Here is a 16,128-nt window from a genome sequence, read left to right on the forward strand (position 1 = left end):
CAATTTGCTCCAGCACGACACCCGAAAACTCTCCATCCGCAGAAAATTTAAACACGCCGGATGGCACGACGACTATCTCTCTTCTCTCCTCGCTCAAATGCGATAGCCCTGCTTTCAGGGAGGGGAGCAGGTTGCGTTATTCCGCGCCGACCTTGAGCGGCCCCAGATCGCCCAGTCCGACCGTGCCCGATGCCATCGCCAGCATCGCATCGAGGCTCTTCTTGGCTTGCAGCCGCAATCCCTCCTCGATCTCGACGCGCGGGGTGAGGTCGCGCAGCGCGAGGTACAGTTTCTCGAGCGTGTTGAGCGCCATGTACGGGCAGATGTTGCAGTTGCAATTGCCGTCGGCGCCGGGCGCGCCGATGAAAGTCTTGAGCGGCGCCGCCTTCTGCATCTGGTGGATGATGTGCGGCTCGGTCGCGACGATCAGCGTGTCGCCGGGCATCGTATCCGCGAAAGCGAGGATGCCGCTGGTCGAGCCGACATAATCGGCATGATCGAGGATATAGGGCGGGCATTCGGGATGCGCGGCGACCGGCGCACCGGGATGCTCGATCTGGAGCTTGAGCAATTCCGTCTCGCTGAACGCCTCGTGGACGATGCACACGCCCGGCCACAGCAGCATCTCGCGCCCGGTCTTGCGGGCGAGATACCCGCCGAGGTTCTTGTCGGGGCCGAAGATGATCTTCTGGCCCGCCGGGATCTGGCTGAGGATCTTTTCCGCCGACGACGATGTGACGATCACGTCGGAGAGCGCCTTCACCTCGGTCGAGCAGTTGATGTAGGTGAGCGCGATGTGATCGGGGTGCGCGGCGCGGAACGCGGCGAACTGCTCGGGCGGGCAACTATCCTCAAGCGAACAGCCGGCGTCCATGTCGGGCAGCACGACGATCTTCTCGGGCGAAAGGATCTTCGCCGTCTCGGCCATGAAGCGCACGCCGCAGAAGGCGATCACGTCGGCGTCGGTCGCCTGCGCCTTGCGCGAGAGATCAAGGCTATCCCCGACGAAATCGGCGAGATCCTGAATCTCTGGCTTCTGGTAGTAGTGCGCGAGGATGACGGCGTTGCGCTCCTTGCGCAGCCGGTCGATCTCGGCGCGCAGATCGAGCCCCTGCAAGTCTTGGGTCTGGACGGTCATGCGCAAAGTCTCCCTCGCGCGCCCAGATAGGGAGTCGCGCGGCGGTTGTCAGCCGGGATCGCTCACCGCCCTTCGGCGAGGATTTCCTCGATCGAACGGCTGCGGTCCCATTGTTCGGTGTTGCGGCTGCCCTCGCCCTCGAACTGCACGACGACGTGCGCGTCCACGCCGGCGGTGCTGAGCGGGCGTTGGTAGAGATCGGCGATCTCGCGCCGCGCATTCTCGCGCGCGCGCACCATGTTCTTCGCGCTCGCCGCCTCGCCCTGCACGACCTGCGCGGCGCGGGACGAAGCGCGCTGGCGCAACCGCGCCATCGCGCCGCGCGTGACGATGAGGCCGGTCGCCTGATCCACCGTCGCGCGACCCTCGTCGACGTTGACGCTGTCGACGCGCACGTCGGGCGGCGTGACGATCAGCGTCTTCGTCTTGGCGTTCCAGAAGAAGTGGCCGCGATCGAGCTTGGCGAGATCGACGAAATAATCGGCCTCGAACGGCGCCTTGAACACCAGCCCCGACGGCAGGATGCCGCCCCAGCCCGAATCGGATGCGGTCGCCTGAACGGTGCCAGTCAGCCGGCTGACGCGCAGATCGGTGGCGCCAGCGAGCCGCGCATCGACCACCTTCGATACGACCAGCCCGTCGCTCTCGCGCTCGACCGTATAGCGCGTCGTATAGCGCTGATAGGCGAGATAGCCGCCGACGCCGAGCGCGACCACCACCGCCAGCACGATCGCGCCGGCGAGCGCTGACATCAGCCCGGCCGCGCGGCGCGGCGACTCAGCCGACATGGGACCAGATCTCGCCATCCTCGGTCACCAGCCCGCGCGTGCGCAGGTCGATGAGGTGCGCAAGCACAGAGCGCCCGGCGGCGGGGAACAGCCGTGGATCGAGCCCGGCGTACATACGCTCGACCATCGCGGGCACCGGCCGCGATCCTTCGCGGAGCAGGCGGAGGATCTGCCCCTCGCGCTGCTTGCGGTGCCCCATCATGCCGCGCACCAGCCGGCGCGGGTTTTCGATCGGCTCGCCGTGCGCGGGGTAATAGACGCGGTCTTCGCGGTGCATCAGCCGGTCGAGGCTGGCCATATAATCGGCCATGTCGCCATCGGGCGGGGCGACCACGCTGGTCGACCAGCCCATCACATGATCGCCGGTGAACAGCGCGCCCGTCTCCTCCAGCGCGAAGCAGAGGTGGTTGGAGGTGTGGCCGGGGGTGTGGACCGCGCGCAGCGTCCAGCCCTGCCCCGCCACCGCCTCGCCATCGGCGAGGATGCGGTCGGGTGCGTAATCGGGATCGAACCCCGCTTCGAGGCGCGGGCCGGTATCGGCGACGACCAGCGGCGCGCAGCCGACGATCGGCGCGCCGGTCCGCGCGGCGAGGGGACGCGAGCCGGGGCTATGGTCGCGGTGGGTGTGGGTGATGACGATCGCGGTGAGCGGCCGCCCGGCGATGGCGGCGACGATCGCGTCGATATGCTCGGGCGCATCGGGGCCGGGATCGATCACGGCAAGATCGGTGGTGCCGACCAGATAGGTCTGCGTGCCGGTATAGGTGAAGGGCGACGGATTGGGCGCGAGTAGCCGCGCGACGCGCGGCTCAAGCGATTGCGCGGTGCCGGTGTGCTGCTCGTCCATGCCGGTCGATGTGGCGGCGGCGGGCGCGGAACGCAAGTCCGCGCCCGCCGCGCGGTCAATCGGCGCGGGCGATATCGGCCTGAAGCTCGGTGAGCGACGCGTCGATCGCCTGCAACGCCTCGCGCCGTGCCTCCACTGGCATATGCGCGTTGTCGGTGACGCTGGCGCGCGCGCGGCGCAGACCGTCGAGCGCCGAGCGGTACGCGGTCTTTTGCATCGCCGCGCTGTTCGCCGCCATTTCCGCGCTGCGGGATGCCGCGCGCTCAATCCGGTCGGTGCAGATGGTGATGCTGCGCTTGCCGTCATGCTCTTCCTTGATGACCAGCGGCCGGTCGGCGCCGCCGCAACTCGCCGAGGACACGCGCGGCAGATTGCCGAAGGTGTCGTCGGTGACGATATCGCCATCCTTGCCGATCCGAACGAAGTGGCGACGTGTCACGCGGCCATCGGTCGATTCGGTATGCTCGCCGGTGACGAGAGCATTCGCATCGCGCACCGCAGGCGCGGGCGGTACGACCGGGATGACCGGCACGTCGGACGACGCCGGCGGAACGACCGGTACATCGGATGATGCGGGCGGGACAGGACTGGCCTGCTCCACACCCGTCGCGGGCAGATCGGGCGCAGCCGCCGCGAAGGTGGCGATCGGCGCGGCACGGTCGAGCGCGGCCAGATCGATCCCGGTCACGGTCTTCACCTGGGTACGGACATGCTCGGCGGCTTGCGTGCCCGAGGCGGTCAGCCCCAAAGCGGCGACGCCGAGCAACGCGATGGTGGCGGTGCCGCCGGCGAGGCGGACGCGGGAAATGCGGCGGGTGGTCAGCATCCTCAGTCTCCCTTTCAGATCGTCGATGGTGTGGAGGTGGCACGCCGCCGATACCGCGCCGCCATGCGCCGCTTTCAGGATCGCGCAGGCATAGGTGTGGCGGGTGATTGCCGGGCGCCCGGCGAGCACACGCGCGTCATTCGCCACTTCCTGATCGGTTCGGAAGGCGCGGAAAGCGTACCAGGCGATCGGGTTGAACCAGTGCAAGGCGAGCACCGCGAGCGCGATCCAGTTGGCGACCAGATCGCCGCGCGCGTGATGGCCAAGTTCGTGCGCCAGCGCGAGATCGCGCTCGGCGGGATCATACAACGCGCCGAAATCGGTCGGGAAAGCAACGTAGCGCCGCCAGATGCCGAACGCGAGCGGCCCGCGCGCGACCGGCGTCTCGATCACCTGAACCGCGCCGTGCGCCTCCAGCGTGGCGGCACCGTCGAGCAGATCGCGACAAAAGCGCCGGTGCGCGAGCATGTGCCAGCCGGCGAAGCCGAGCGCCCCGACCAGCCACACCGCCGCCACGACCGGCACGAGCGCTTCCCAGCCGATCGACTGCGCGGCGCCCCGCGCCGGTGCGGACAGCAGGATCGTGACGTGCTCGCTCGCCTGCGCGACCGGCAGGATGGCGACATGGTGCAGGCTTTCGGACACCATTTTAGGCAGCGGCGGCAGGCACAGCCGCAACACCGGCAGCGCCCACAAGGCATAGGTGACGTCCGGCCCGAACGCGCGGCGCACCGGCCCGCGGATCGCCATCACCAGCGCCATCAGCACGGCGGAGCCGGCGAGCGCTTCGATCGCCCAGCCGATCACGATTTCAACGCCTTGAGCAGCGCTTCGATCTCGGCGATGTCCTGCGAAGACAGCGCATCGCGCTCGGCGAGATGCGCGACCAAGGGCGTGAGTTTACCGCCGAACAGCCGGTCGATCAGCCGCCGCGATTCGCCCTCGACATACTCCTCGCGCGCGACCAGCGGGCGGTAGAGATAGCGCCGGCCATCGGCCTCGTGCGCGATCACGTTCTTGGCGAGCAAGCGCCCGAGCAGCGTTTTGACAGTGTTGGCGGACCAGTCGCGCCCGGGAGCGATCCGTTCGCCCACATCCTGCGCGGTGAGCGGGCTATCGTCCCACAGCACCTCCATCACCGCATGTTCGGCATCGCTGATCCGTTCGGCCACGACTCACTCCCGTACTGACTACAGATGTAATCGCATCGACTACGACTGTAGTCAACATGCCCTTTGCCCTGCTGCCGCGAATCCTGTGCTTGCCTCTCTTGACCAGTGCTGCACCGCACCCCTATCCGCCGAATGTTGGAGGGACACGCATGCAGAAGCTCTACCCGAACGCCGCCGCCGCTTTAGAGGGGCTGCTTCAGGACGGCATGACGATCTGCGCGGGGGGCTTCGGCCTGTCTGGCATCCCCGAACGGCTGATCGACGCGATTCGCGACGCGGGCACCAAGGATCTCACCATCGCCAGCAACAATGCCGGCATTGATGGCGAGGGCCTCGGCAAGCTGCTGCGCACGCGCCAGGTCAAGAAGATGATCTCCTCCTATGTCGGTGAGAACAAGGAGTTCGAGCGGCAATATCTTGCTGGCGAGCTGGAGGTGGAATTCTGCCCGCAGGGCACGCTCGCCGAGCGCTGCCGGGCCGGTGGCGCTGGCATCCCCGGCTTCTACACCAAGACCGGCGTCGGCACGCTCGTCGCCGAGGGCAAGGAGGTGAAGAGCTTCGACGGAGAGGACTATATCCTCGAACGCGGCATTCGCGCCGATCTGTCGATCATCAAGGGCTGGAAGGCGGACAGCACCGGCAATTTGATCTTCCGCAAGACCGCGCGCAACTTCAACCAGCCGATGGCGACGGCCGGCAAGGTCTGCGTCGCCGAGGTCGAGGAAATCGTGCCGGTCGGCAGCCTCGACCCCGATTGCATCCATCTGCCCGGCATCTACGTCCAGCGGCTGATCGTCGGCAGCCCTTACGACAAGAAGATCGAGTTCCGCACCGTGCGGGAACGCGCTGCGTGAGGCGACCGCTCGCTTTTTCGGGAGCGTTGGCGGCGGTCACGCTGCTGCAAGGCTGCGCTGCGGCAATCCCGATGGCGGCCGACATGATGGGGCGGCGCCATTATGACGCGCGCCTCAACGGGCGGATCGAGACCGATACCGATCTCGCCGCTTATGCCACCGCCGCTGCGGGCGCGCCGCCGGTGATCCCTGCCGCATTCGCCGGCCCCGAGACCGCACCCGCGCCGATCCATGCGGCGATGCTCCAGCCGGGCGGCGGCAGCGACATCGCGCTTCAGCAGGCGTCCGCGCAGGAAGACGAGACGCCGTCCGCATCGCGCACCTATGTCGCGCCGCGCAAGCGCAAGCGCGGGGCTCCGCCCCCGCCCGCACCGCGCACAACGACGTCGGTGCCGGCGGGAATCCAGTATCTCTACGGCTCGGGCGAAGCTTCGGCGCAATATCTGCAAACCTATATCGGGCTCGAAAACTATCTGCTCGGCGTCACCTCGGATCGCGCGATCGGGCATATCGTGCGCTCGGTCGTGCTCGCGCCGGGCGCGTCGCTCCAGAACCCGAGCTTCCTGCCGTGCGACCAGAAGCCGATGGCCGTCGTGTTCGATATCGACGAGACGGTGGTGTTCAACCTCGGTTTCGAACAGGCCAGCCTCGCGGCGGGCGGCGGCTACAATGCGGCGCGCTGGGATGCCTGGGAACGCTCGGGCAGCAAGGCGGTGTCGCTCGCGCCCGGCGTGGCCGAAGCGATCAAGGTCGCGCACGATTCGCATGTCGAGGTGATCTTCAACAGCAACCGTTCAGGCGCCAACGCGGAGAAGACTGCGGCGATGCTCAACGGCCTCGGCGTCGGCCCGGTCGCCTATGGCACCAACCTGTGGCTGAAGGGCGACAGCGGCAGCAGCGGCAACGGCAAGGACGCGCGCCGCCAGGACATTTCGGTGCATTATTGCGTGATCGCGATGGTCGGCGACCAGCTCGGCGATTTCAGCGACCTGTTCAACGCCGGCGACATCACCTTGTCCGAGCGGCGCCAGCTTACGGCGAACCGCGAGATCTACCTGCTGTGGGGGCATGGCTGGTTCATGCTGCCCAACCCGGCCTATGGCACCGCCGTCAACGGCACGCAGGCGGAGATCTTCCCCGCCGACAAGCGCTGGACGCCCGGCGAGGCGCCCCCGCCCGATCCTGCTCCGACGGAGAAACACTAATGGCCTGGACCCGTGACGACATGGCGGCGCGCGCCGCGCGCGAGCTGCAGGACGGCTTCTACGTCAATCTCGGCATCGGCATCCCGACTTTGGTCGCGAACCATATCCCCGAGGGGGTCGAGGTGACGCTCCAGTCCGAGAACGGCATGCTCGGCATCGGCCCGTTCCCGTTCGCGGGTGAGGAAGACCCCGATCTCATCAACGCCGGCAAGCAGACGATCAGCGAACTGCCGCAAAGCGCCTATTTCTCGTCGTCGGACAGTTTCGCCATGATCCGCGGCGGGCATATCGACCTGACCGTGCTCGGCGCGATGGAAATCGCCGAGAATGGCGACATCGCCAACTGGATGATCCCCGGCAAGATGATCAAGGGCATGGGCGGCGCGATGGATCTCGTCGCCGGTGTGAAGAAGATCATCGTCGTGATGGAGCATACCTCCAAGAACGGCGACCCCAAGTTCATCCCGGCCTGCACGCTCCCGCTGACCGGCAAGAACGTCGTCGACATGATCATCACCGATCTGTGCGTGTTCCGCCGGCCCGATCATGCCAGCGCGTTCGAACTGATCGAACTCGCCCCCGGCGTGACGACCGAGGAGGTCGCCGCCAAGACCACCGCGCACTACACCAGCGCCATCGCGTGATCCTGTGCATCGCCGCGATCGGCCTGCTGGTCATCGCGGTGGCGCTGGTGGCGGTGCTGCGGCGGCTCTCGCCGCCGGGGCGGTTGAGCCTGCTCGATGGCGCGATGGGCGGAGGCTGGGGCACGGCGCGGCCGGGCGTTGCGCTGCCGTTCGGGAGCCACGGCCAGACGCTCGACGTATGGCGGCCCGCGCATCTGTCGAGCGCGAAGCTGCCGGTGGTGATCTTCTTTTACGGCGGCGGCTGGGTAGCGGGGTCGCGCGACGGCTATCGCTTCGCCGCGCGCGCGTTCGCCAAGCAAGGCTTCGTCGTCGTGATGCCCGATTACCGCAAGGTGCCGGCGGTGCGCTTCCCCGCCTTCGTCGAGGATGGCGCCGAGGCGGTGAAATGGACTCACGACCATATCGCGCAATTCGGCGGCGATCCCGACCGGATCGCGCTGGCGGGGCATTCGGCGGGGTCGCACATCATCGCATTGCTCGCGCTCGATCCGCGCTATCTCACCTCGCAAAAGCTGCCGGCGGACACGATCAAGGCGGTGGTCGGCCTGTCGGGGCCATATGATTTCTACCCCTGGACATCACCGCGCGCGATCGAGGCGTTCAAGGGCACTGCCGATCCTCGCACGACTCAGCCGATCACCTACGCCCGCGCCGACGCGCCGCCGATGCTGCTCGTCACCTCGTCCGGCGATACCGAAGTGCAGCCGCGCAACGCGATCAGCCTGACGCAACGCCTCAAGGCGCTTGGCGCGCCGGTCACATTTCGCGAATATCCCAGGCTCAGTCACGAGGAGGTGGTGATGGCGCTGTCGGTGCCATTCCGGGGCAAGGCGCCGGTGCTGGCGGACAGCGCGGCGTTCCTGCACGGAGTAATCGGGCAATAGCGACAGGCCCGCAAAGTCGATTGGCGGAGACTGCGACATGCGCGTGCTGCTTACCGGATCGTCAGGCTGGCTCGGCCGCTTCCTCGCGCCGCGCCTGCGCGCTGCCGGCCATGTCGTCACCGGGCTGGACGTCGCACCCGGCACCGACACCGACGTGATCGGCAGCGTCGGCGACCGCGCACACATCGACCGCTTGTTCGCGCAACACCGCTTCGACGCGGTGATCCACAGCGGCGCGCTCCACAAGCCCGATATCGTCCGCTACCCGCGCCAGGCGTTCATCGACGTCAATGTCGCCGGCACGCTCAACCTGCTCGAAGCGGCGGTGACGCATGGCGCGGGCCGCTTCGTCTTCACATCGACCACCTCGCTGATGATATCCGCCGCGATCCGCGACGGCGCGGGCGACGAAGCGGTCTGGATCGACGAAAGCCTCGCCCCGCTCGAACCGCGCAACATCTACGGCATCACCAAGCTCGCCGCCGAGCAGATGTGCCGGTTGATCCACAGCGAGCATCGCCTGCCCGTGCTGATCCTGCGCACCGGCCGCTTCTTTCCTGAGGATGACGATACGCACCACACGCTCGATGGCGAGAACATGAAGGCGAACGAGCTGCTCCACCGTCGCCTCACCGTTGAGGATGCGGCGGACGCCCATCTGGTCGCGCTGGAGCGCGCGCCCGACATTGGCTTCGGCACCTTCATCCTCTCCGCGCCGACGCCGTTCACGCGCGCCGATTGCGCCGCGCTGAAGACGGACGCGGCGGCGGTGATCGCGCGCGCTTTTCCTGATGCGCCAACGCTCTACGCCGCGCGCGGCTGGTCGCTGCCAGCGCATATCGACCGCGTGTACGACGCCGGTCTGGCCGAACGCGTGCTCGGCTTCCGCTGCCGTACCGGCTTTGCAGAACAGCTTGCGGCGCTGCAGGGACAGGCCCCGGCGCCGGTCACGCACGATCCCCGATATGTTTCGCCCAAGGAAACCCGCTGACGCACGCGCGCCCTAGCCGCACGACGTTTGCGCAATGAACATGCAGTCTACGGTTGCGATCGCGCATCAAAGGGTTAAAGCGCGGCGGCATGTCGAACCCGCAAACGCTGTACGAGAAAATCTGGAACGCGCATGTCGTCGAGAAGCGCGACGACGGAACGTGCCTCGTCTATATCGATCGTCACCTCGTCCATGAGGTGACCAGCCCACAGGCCTTCGCCGGATTGCGCGCCAATGGCCGCGTCGTGCGCCGCCCCGATCTCACGCTCGCGGTGCCCGACCACAATTTGCCGACCACGCCGCGCGTCGATGCGGCGGGCCACCGCTTGCCGATCGCCGATGCCGACAGCGCGCAACAGCTCGACACGCTGGAGCGCAACACGCGCGATTTCGGCGTGGATTATATCGACGCGGTCGCGCCCGAGCAGGGCATCGTCCACGTCGTCGGCCCCGAACAGGGCTTCACCCTGCCCGGCACGACCCTGGTGTGCGGCGACAGCCACACCTCGGCGCATGGCGCGCTCGGCGCACTGGCGTTCGGCATCGGCACGTCCGAGGTCGAGCATGTCCTCGCCACGCAAACCCTGCTGCTCAGCCCGTCGAAGACCTTCGAGGTGCGAATCGAGGGCAAACTCGGCGCGGGCGTGACGCCCAAGGACGTCATCCTTCATGTGATCGGGCAGATCGGCACCGCCGGCGGCACCGGCCATGTCATCGAATATACCGGCTCGACGATCCGCGAGATGTCGATCGAAGGGCGGCTGACGATCGCCAACATGTCGATCGAGGGCGGCGCGCGCGCCGGGCTGATCGCGCCCGACGAGACGACGTTCGCCTATCTCAAGGGTCGGCCAATGGCGCCCAAGGGCGACGCGTGGGACGCGGCGGTCGCCTATTGGCGCACGCTGCCGACCGACGCGGGCGCGACCTATGACCGATCGATCCTGATCGACGCGACCACGATCGCGCCCTCGCTGACCTGGGGCACGTCGCCCGAGGATGTCGTGCCGATCACCGGCGTGGTGCCCGATCCCGCGAGCTTCGCCGATCCGTCGAAGCGCGTCGCGGCGCAAAAGTCGCTCGACTATATGGGCCTCACGCCCGGCACGCCGATCGCTGAGGTGCCAGTCCAGCATGTCTTCATCGGCAGTTGCACCAACGGCCGCATCGAGGATCTCCGCGCCGCCGCCGTCATCGCCGGGGGGCGCCACGTCGCCGACGGCGTGCGCGCGCTGGTCGTGCCCGGCTCCGGGCTCGTCAAGCGGCAGGCCGAAGCCGAGGGACTCGACCGCATCTTCCTGGACGCCGGGTTCGAATGGCGCGAACCGGGTTGCTCGATGTGCCTGGCGATGAACCCGGACAAGGTTCCACCCGGCGAACGCTGCGCTTCCACTTCGAATCGGAATTTCGTAGGACGGCAAGGGCCGGGTGCGCGGACGCATCTGGTTTCGCCAGCGATGGCGGCTGCGGCCGCGATCAACGGCCGGTTGAGCGACGTCCGCGAGTTCGGTTTGGGGGACACTGCATGAAGCGCGCACTTATCTTGCTGATCATGGGCACCATCGTCAGCGGCGTCGCCGCCTATGCCGCGACGGCGCGCCCCAATTTGACGCTGACCACCGGCGAGCGCTGACTCGCCCACGCGGCGTCGGTGTAAAACAATCCGACACCTCCGTTCTTTGAAGGCATTCGTCCGATGAAGCCCGTCACCCAAGTCTCCGGCCGCGCCTATCCGTGGGGCGCGAAGAACATCGACACCGACGTTATCATCCCCGCGCACTGGCTCAAGACGGTCACGCGCGACGGGCTGGGCAAGGGTGCGTTCGAGACGGTGCGCGCGGAGCCGGGCAACATCTTCGACGATCCACGCTATGCGGGCGCGCCGGTGCTGATCGCCGGCGACAATTTCGGCTGCGGATCGAGCCGCGAACATGCCGCCTGGGCGCTCGCCGACATGGGCATCGCCGCCGTGATTGCGCCGAGCTTCTCGGACATCTTCTCGGGCAATGCGTTCAAGAACGGCATCGTCACTGTCGTGCTGCCGCAGGACGCGGTCGACCGGCTCGTCGAGGTGGCGAAGACCGACAGCGTCTCGGTCGATCTCGAAACGATGACCGTGACGACGCCGTTTCAGGACCGCTTCGCGTTCGAACTCGATCCATTCCGCCGCCAGTGCCTGATGGAAGGTCTCGACGAGGTCGGGCTGACGCTGGCGCGCGATGCCGCCATCTCCGGCTATGAGGCCGGGGTAGCGCAGGCCCGTCCCTTCATGGCCGGCGAACGCTTCCACGCCGCCGCCTGAGCGCGTTCCCCTCCCGGGAAGGGAGGGGTTAGGGGTGGGTCGGCCCGCGAGGATGCGCCGTGCCCACCACGGGCCAACCCACCCCCGGCCCCTCCCTTCCAGGGAGGGGAGACAGTAAGACTCGCGAACAAAGGCCACCACGCAGCGCGCAGTTGCGCCACCCCATCGCCTTCCCTATCTCCATACCGAGATTTTTGCGGCCCGAGGGGAGAGCCAGATGACCACATTCGACGAGCGCGAGCGCGCGTTCGAGGCGAAGTTCGCACGCGATGAGGAGATGGCGTTCCGCATCGTCGCCCGGCGCAACCGCCTGCTCGGCTATTGGGCGGCGGAGTTGATGAAGCTGACCCAGGCCGAGGCCGACGCCTATGCCACCTCGGTCGTGCATGCCGAATTCGAGGAAGCCGGCGACGATGATGTCGTGCGCAAGCTGATCGGCGATCTCACCGCCGCCGATATTCCCTGCGACGAAGCCCTGGTGCGCCGCGCGATCGACGAGCATACCGTCGAGGCGCGCCGCCAGTTGATGGCGTCCGAATAAGATGCCGATGGCCGCTCATGAAATCGAGGCGCTGATCGTCGCGTCGATACCCGACGCGCATGTCGTGATGACCGATCTCGCCGGCGACGGCGACCACTGGGCCGCGCGCGTCACCAGTGAGACGTTCCGCGGCCTGCCGCGCCTCAAGCAGCAACGCGCCGTCTATGCCGCGCTCGGTGAACGCATGGGCGGGGTTCTCCATGCGCTCCAGCTTACCACTGCCGTTCCAGAATAGAGGAAACATCCGATGACTGACGAAACCCAGGCCCGCCTCGCCGACATGGTCGGCAAGAGCGACGTATTGCTGTTCATGAAGGGCAGCCCGCTCTTCCCGCAGTGTGGCTTCTCGAGCCGCGCCGTGGCGATCCTCAACCATGTCGGCGTCGAGTTCGACAGCGTCGACGTGTTGCAGGATCAAGGCGTGCGACAGGGCATCAAGGCGTTTTCGGACTGGCCGACGATCCCGCAGCTCTACGTGAAGGGCGAGTTCGTCGGCGGTTCGGACATCATGATGGAGATGTACGAGAGCGGCGAGCTGGCGCAGTTGCTGACCGACGCGGGGCTGGTGAAAGCCGCCTGAGTTTCGACGGTTCGTCCGTATCTCGGGGAAAGCCGGGTGCGGACGGGCCGACGCGAGATCGGGGGCAGCATCGGCCCGTCCTGCTGAAGCGTTACCGCTCGGCATGGTCCTATTATAGCAGGGTTCGTGCCAATTTGCGCAAATGGCGAATTTGCTGGCGTTTTGCGGATAGCGCCGATCGACTTTCCCTGAGGATGTAAGGTTTTCCGACATGCTCACCGAAGTGTCGGCGATCCATTGAGAGACGTGCCATGACCAATCCGCGCACCGGCGGCTGCATCCTTGTCGATCAATTGCGCGCGCAGGGCTGCGACCGGATCTTCACCGTTCCCGGCGAAAGCTTCCTCGCGGTGCTCGACGCGCTGCACGACACGCCCGCGATCGACCTCGTCGTGTGCCGGCAGGAAGGCGGCGTCGGCTTCATGGCGTGCGCGGATGGCGCGCTGACCGGACGGCCGGGAATCGCCTTCGTGACGCGCGGGCCGGGCGCGACCAATGCGTCGATCGGCGTGCATGTCGCGATGCAGGACAGCCAGCCAATGATCCTGTTCATCGGCGACGTCGATCGCGGCACGCGCGACCGCGAGGCGTTTCAGGAAATCAACTTCGAGGCGATGTTCGCGCCCATCGCCAAATGGGCCGCGCGGATCGACGACGCGCGCCGCATCCCCGAATATATCGCGCGCGCCTACGCCACCGCGATGAACGGGCGGCCGGGGCCGGTGGTGCTGGCGCTGCCCGAGGATATGCTCAAGGATGTGGTCGAGGCGGTCGATCGGCCGCGCGTCGAGCGCGTCGTACAGGCAACCGATCCGATCCAGATGGCCGCGCTCGGCGGCGCGCTGGGCGGGGCCGAGCGGCCAATGCTGCTCATCGGCGGCGCCGGCTGGGACGATGCGGCGGCGCGCGACATCGCCCTATGGGCGGAGCGCAGCGGCGTGCCGGTCGCATCCGCCTTCCGCCGGCAGGATTCGGTTCCGAACGATTGCCCGGTGTGGGCGGGCAATCTCGGCTACGGCCCTAACCCGAAGCTGGTCGAACGCATCCGTGCCGCCGATCTGCTGCTGGTGATCGGCGCCCGGCTCGGTGAGGCGACCACCGACGGCTATACCTTGCTCACACCCGAGCATCCCGACCAGACGCTCGTCCATGTCCATCCCGATCCCGACGAACTCGGCAGCGTCTATCGCGCCGATCTGGCGATCTGCGCGGACATGGCATCGTTCGCGGACGGCTTGCTGTCGATCGACATACCGCCGCGCACGACCGGCGCCGAAGCGCATGCCGAGTATCTCGCCTGGTCCACCCCTGCCCCACGCCCCGGCCTCGCGCTCGATCTCGGCCCCTGCGTCGCGGCGATGCGCGAGCGGCTGCCGGCGGACAGCATCATCTGCAACGGCGCGGGCAATTACTCGGGCTGGTGGCACCGCTATTGGCGGTATGCGCTGAACAGCCAGCTCGCCCCGACGGCGGGCGCGATGGGCTATGGCGTCCCCGCCGCCACCGCCGCAGCACTCCGCCATCCCGACCGGCAGGTCGTCGCGCTCGCCGGGGACGGCTGCTTCCTGATGAACGGTCAGGAACTCGCCACCGCAGTGGCACACGGCGCCGACATGCTGGTGCTGGTGATCGACAACAGCGGCTATGGTACTATCCGCATGCATCAGGAGCGCGACTATCCGGGGCGGGTGAGCGGCACGCGGCTCCACAACCCCGATTTCGCCGCGCTCGGCCGCGCCTATGGCTGTTGGGCCGAGACGGTCGAGACCACTGACGCGTTCGCGCCCGCGCTCGACCGTGCGCTCGCGCAAGGCGGCGTCAAGCTGCTCCACCTCAAGACCGAGATGCGCGCGATCAGCGCGGGGGCGATGCTGGCGGGCGACGCATAACGAAAAGCCGCCCCGGTTTCCCGGAGCGGCTCGTTTTACGCAAAGGCTGTCGCGACGATTAAATGTCGTCGCCGAGCGCGCCCTTGATCTTGCCCTTGACCTGCTCGCCCTTGCCTTTCAGCTCCTGAGCGGCGCCTTCATCGCGGGTCGCCGGATCGTCGCTGTGCTGCTTGGCCTTGCCAATGGCTTCGTTGATGTTGCCTTTGATCTTGTCGACGAGTTCGCCCATGATTCAATCTCCTGCGGGTTTATTCGCGCCCTTGGCGGGCGCTGACCACTCCCGGAATATAGAACCCGCAAACCCTTTCCTGGTTCCAACGCGGCGCCCTCGGACGGGCGCCAGCCCTCGTCAGATCAGCCCGGACAGCGGGCTCGACGGGTCGGCGTAACGCCGCTTGCCCATCCGCCCCGCCAGATAGGCGAGCCGCCCCGCCTCGACGCCCGCCTTCATCGCAGCGGCCATCATGATCGGGTCTTTCGCCTCGGCAATCGCGGTGTTCATCAGCACACCGTCGCACCCGAGTTCCATCGCCGCCGCCGCGTCCGATGCGGTGCCGACGCCGGCATCGACCAGCACCGGCACGCCGGCGCCCTCGACGATCAGGCGGATCGTGACCTGATTCTGGATACCCAGCCCCGAGCCGATCGGCGCGCCGAGCGGCATGATCGCGACCGCGCCGACATTCTCCAGCCGCTTCGCCGCGATCGGATCGTCAACGCAATAGACCATCGGCAGGAAGCCTTCCTTGGCGAGCACCTCGGTCGCGCGCAGCGTCTCGACCATGTCGGGGTAGAGCGTCTTGGCCTCGCCCAGCACCTCGAGCTTGACGAGATCCCAGCCGCCCGCCTCGCGCGCCAGCCGCAGCGTGCGGATCGCCGATTCCGCATCGAAGCAGCCGGCGGTGTTGGGAAGATACGTCACTTTCTTCGGGTCGATGAAATCGGTCAGCATCGGCGCATTGCGGTCCGACACGTTGACGCGCCGCACCGCGACGGTGACGATCTCGGCGCCCGACGCTTCCAGTGCGGCGGCGTTCTGCGCGAAATCCTTGTACTTGCCGGTGCCGACGATCAGCCGCGAGCGGAACGTCCGGCCCGCTACCGTCCATGTATCCTCGGCGACCGGTTTGGCATGGTCGCCACCGCCAACAAAATGCACGATCTCGAGTTCGTCGCCATCCTCGACCAGCACCTGCGCCAGCGTCGAGCGCGGCACCACCGACAGATTGCGCTCGACCGCGACCTTCTCCGGCGCGAGGCCGAGATCGGCGGCGAGATCGGCGAGGCTCAGCCCGGCGCGGACGCGGCGATGCTCGCCATTGACCTGAATCGAGAGAGTTCCATCTGTATGCATATCGTATCCTGCGTTACGGTGCCGCGCCGCGCCTGTGCCGTTCGTGTCGAGCGAAGTCGAGACACCTGCGCACGGGTCGGGACATAGCACGACACCAAACGGGGATGAGGGGG

At 67.3% G+C, this 16,128-nt stretch carries 18 protein-coding genes; 11 read left to right on the top strand and 7 right to left on the bottom strand.

Annotated features, from left to right (window positions below):
* Positions 1 to 136: 136 nt before the first annotated feature.
* The 5 genes from nadA to EWE75_RS20405 all read right to left on the bottom strand — a co-directional run bounded on the left by nadA (position 137) and on the right by EWE75_RS20405 (position 4,771).
* Complete coding sequence (nadA, locus tag EWE75_RS20385) at positions 137 to 1,138, bottom strand: quinolinate synthase NadA (protein WP_130159937.1); 1,002 nt, start codon at positions 1,136 to 1,138, stop codon at positions 137 to 139.
* Between the two features lie 62 nt (positions 1,139 to 1,200).
* Positions 1,201 to 1,926 (bottom strand): DUF4230 domain-containing protein, encoded by a 726-nt coding sequence (locus tag EWE75_RS20390; protein WP_165388464.1) that lies wholly within the window; start codon positions 1,924 to 1,926, stop codon positions 1,201 to 1,203.
* Complete coding sequence (locus tag EWE75_RS20395; protein WP_130159964.1) at positions 1,916 to 2,773, bottom strand: MBL fold metallo-hydrolase; 858 nt, start codon at positions 2,771 to 2,773, stop codon at positions 1,916 to 1,918. The genes EWE75_RS20390 and EWE75_RS20395 overlap by 11 nt, the downstream gene beginning before the upstream one ends.
* A 55-nt stretch (positions 2,774 to 2,828) precedes the next feature.
* Entirely contained in the window at positions 2,829 to 4,406 is a 1,578-nt protein-coding gene (locus EWE75_RS20400) for a M56 family metallopeptidase (RefSeq protein WP_231708481.1), read from the bottom strand.
* On the bottom strand, positions 4,403 to 4,771 hold the full coding sequence (locus tag EWE75_RS20405) for a BlaI/MecI/CopY family transcriptional regulator (protein WP_130159939.1): 369 nt from the start codon (positions 4,769 to 4,771) through the stop codon (positions 4,403 to 4,405). The genes EWE75_RS20400 and EWE75_RS20405 overlap by 4 nt, the downstream gene beginning before the upstream one ends.
* Before the next feature lie 149 nt (positions 4,772 to 4,920).
* Here EWE75_RS20405 and EWE75_RS20410 point away from each other — a divergent pair, with 149 nt between their 5' ends.
* From EWE75_RS20410 to EWE75_RS20460, 11 genes are all read left to right on the top strand, one after another.
* On the top strand, positions 4,921 to 5,625 hold the full coding sequence (locus EWE75_RS20410; RefSeq protein ID WP_130159940.1) for a CoA transferase subunit A: 705 nt from the start codon (positions 4,921 to 4,923) through the stop codon (positions 5,623 to 5,625).
* Positions 5,622 to 6,830 carry an HAD family acid phosphatase gene (locus tag EWE75_RS20415; RefSeq protein WP_130159941.1) on the top strand — a complete coding sequence of 403 codons (1,209 nt, stop codon included), beginning with the start codon at positions 5,622 to 5,624 and terminating at the stop codon, positions 6,828 to 6,830. The genes EWE75_RS20410 and EWE75_RS20415 overlap by 4 nt, the downstream gene beginning before the upstream one ends.
* Positions 6,830 to 7,474: a CoA transferase subunit B gene (locus EWE75_RS20420; protein ID WP_130159942.1), complete on the top strand. Its 645-nt coding sequence runs from the start codon at positions 6,830 to 6,832 to the stop codon at positions 7,472 to 7,474. Before EWE75_RS20415 ends, EWE75_RS20420 begins: the two co-directional genes overlap by 1 nt.
* Positions 7,471 to 8,358 (top strand): alpha/beta hydrolase, encoded by an 888-nt coding sequence (locus EWE75_RS20425; protein WP_130159943.1) that lies wholly within the window; start codon positions 7,471 to 7,473, stop codon positions 8,356 to 8,358. The genes EWE75_RS20420 and EWE75_RS20425 overlap by 4 nt, the downstream gene beginning before the upstream one ends.
* A gap of 37 nt (positions 8,359 to 8,395) precedes the next feature.
* Positions 8,396 to 9,349 carry an NAD-dependent epimerase/dehydratase family protein gene (locus tag EWE75_RS20430; RefSeq protein ID WP_130159944.1) on the top strand — a complete coding sequence of 318 codons (954 nt, stop codon included), beginning with the start codon at positions 8,396 to 8,398 and terminating at the stop codon, positions 9,347 to 9,349.
* Positions 9,350 to 9,438: 89 nt separating this feature from the next.
* Positions 9,439 to 10,878, top strand: a complete 1,440-nt coding sequence (gene leuC / locus EWE75_RS20435; RefSeq protein ID WP_130159945.1) for a 3-isopropylmalate dehydratase large subunit — start codon at positions 9,439 to 9,441, stop codon at positions 10,876 to 10,878.
* Between the two features lie 167 nt (positions 10,879 to 11,045).
* The gene (gene leuD, locus EWE75_RS20440; RefSeq protein WP_130159946.1) at positions 11,046 to 11,651 is read left to right on the top strand and encodes a 3-isopropylmalate dehydratase small subunit; all 606 of its coding nucleotides are present in this window, start codon (positions 11,046 to 11,048) and stop codon (positions 11,649 to 11,651) included.
* A gap of 217 nt (positions 11,652 to 11,868) precedes the next feature.
* Positions 11,869 to 12,192, top strand: coding sequence for a DUF1476 domain-containing protein (locus tag EWE75_RS20445; RefSeq protein ID WP_130159947.1), 324 nt, complete (start codon positions 11,869 to 11,871; stop codon positions 12,190 to 12,192).
* 1 nt (position 12,193) lies between these two features.
* Positions 12,194 to 12,427, top strand: a complete 234-nt coding sequence (locus tag EWE75_RS20450; RefSeq protein ID WP_130159948.1) for a BolA/IbaG family iron-sulfur metabolism protein — start codon at positions 12,194 to 12,196, stop codon at positions 12,425 to 12,427.
* A gap of 12 nt (positions 12,428 to 12,439) precedes the next feature.
* Positions 12,440 to 12,772, top strand: a complete 333-nt coding sequence (gene grxD / locus EWE75_RS20455; RefSeq protein WP_130159949.1) for a Grx4 family monothiol glutaredoxin — start codon at positions 12,440 to 12,442, stop codon at positions 12,770 to 12,772.
* Between the two features lie 251 nt (positions 12,773 to 13,023).
* Entirely contained in the window at positions 13,024 to 14,661 is a 1,638-nt protein-coding gene (locus tag EWE75_RS20460) for a thiamine pyrophosphate-binding protein (protein ID WP_130159950.1), read from the top strand.
* A 58-nt stretch (positions 14,662 to 14,719) separates the two neighbouring features.
* Here the strand turns inward: EWE75_RS20460 and EWE75_RS20465 are convergent, their stop codons facing one another.
* Entirely contained in the window at positions 14,720 to 14,890 is a 171-nt protein-coding gene (locus EWE75_RS20465) for a CsbD family protein (protein ID WP_130159951.1), read from the bottom strand.
* A gap of 120 nt (positions 14,891 to 15,010) precedes the next feature.
* Entirely contained in the window at positions 15,011 to 16,015 is a 1,005-nt protein-coding gene (gene thiS / locus EWE75_RS20470) for a sulfur carrier protein ThiS (RefSeq protein ID WP_130159952.1), read from the bottom strand.
* Between the last annotated feature and the right edge of the window lie 113 nt (positions 16,016 to 16,128).

It is taken from the genome of Sphingomonas populi (assembly GCF_004208535.1).
GTDB classification, from domain to species: Bacteria; Pseudomonadota; Alphaproteobacteria; order Sphingomonadales; family Sphingomonadaceae; genus Sphingomonas; species Sphingomonas populi.

Bases quoted from the DNA above. Each gene is read 5' to 3' on its own strand.
- nadA (WP_130159937.1), bottom strand. From the start codon at position 1,138: ATGACCGTCCAGACCCAAGACTTGCAGGGGCTCGATCTGCGCGCCGAG.
- EWE75_RS20390 (WP_165388464.1), bottom strand. From the start codon at position 1,926: ATGTCGGCTGAGTCGCCGCGCCGCGCGGCCGGGCTGATGTCAGCGCTC.
- EWE75_RS20395 (WP_130159964.1), bottom strand. From the start codon at position 2,773: ATGGACGAGCAGCACACCGGCACCGCGCAATCGCTTGAGCCGCGCGTC.
- EWE75_RS20410 (WP_130159940.1), top strand. From the start codon at position 4,921: ATGCAGAAGCTCTACCCGAACGCCGCCGCCGCTTTAGAGGGGCTGCTT.
- EWE75_RS20420 (WP_130159942.1), top strand. From the start codon at position 6,830: ATGGCCTGGACCCGTGACGACATGGCGGCGCGCGCCGCGCGCGAGCTG.
- EWE75_RS20430 (WP_130159944.1), top strand. From the start codon at position 8,396: ATGCGCGTGCTGCTTACCGGATCGTCAGGCTGGCTCGGCCGCTTCCTC.
- leuC (WP_130159945.1), top strand. From the start codon at position 9,439: ATGTCGAACCCGCAAACGCTGTACGAGAAAATCTGGAACGCGCATGTC.
- leuD (WP_130159946.1), top strand. From the start codon at position 11,046: ATGAAGCCCGTCACCCAAGTCTCCGGCCGCGCCTATCCGTGGGGCGCG.
- EWE75_RS20445 (WP_130159947.1), top strand. From the start codon at position 11,869: ATGACCACATTCGACGAGCGCGAGCGCGCGTTCGAGGCGAAGTTCGCA.
- EWE75_RS20450 (WP_130159948.1), top strand. From the start codon at position 12,194: ATGCCGATGGCCGCTCATGAAATCGAGGCGCTGATCGTCGCGTCGATA.
- grxD (WP_130159949.1), top strand. From the start codon at position 12,440: ATGACTGACGAAACCCAGGCCCGCCTCGCCGACATGGTCGGCAAGAGC.
- EWE75_RS20460 (WP_130159950.1), top strand. From the start codon at position 13,024: ATGACCAATCCGCGCACCGGCGGCTGCATCCTTGTCGATCAATTGCGC.
- EWE75_RS20465 (WP_130159951.1), bottom strand. From the start codon at position 14,890: ATGGGCGAACTCGTCGACAAGATCAAAGGCAACATCAACGAAGCCATT.
- thiS (WP_130159952.1), bottom strand. From the start codon at position 16,015: ATGCATACAGATGGAACTCTCTCGATTCAGGTCAATGGCGAGCATCGC.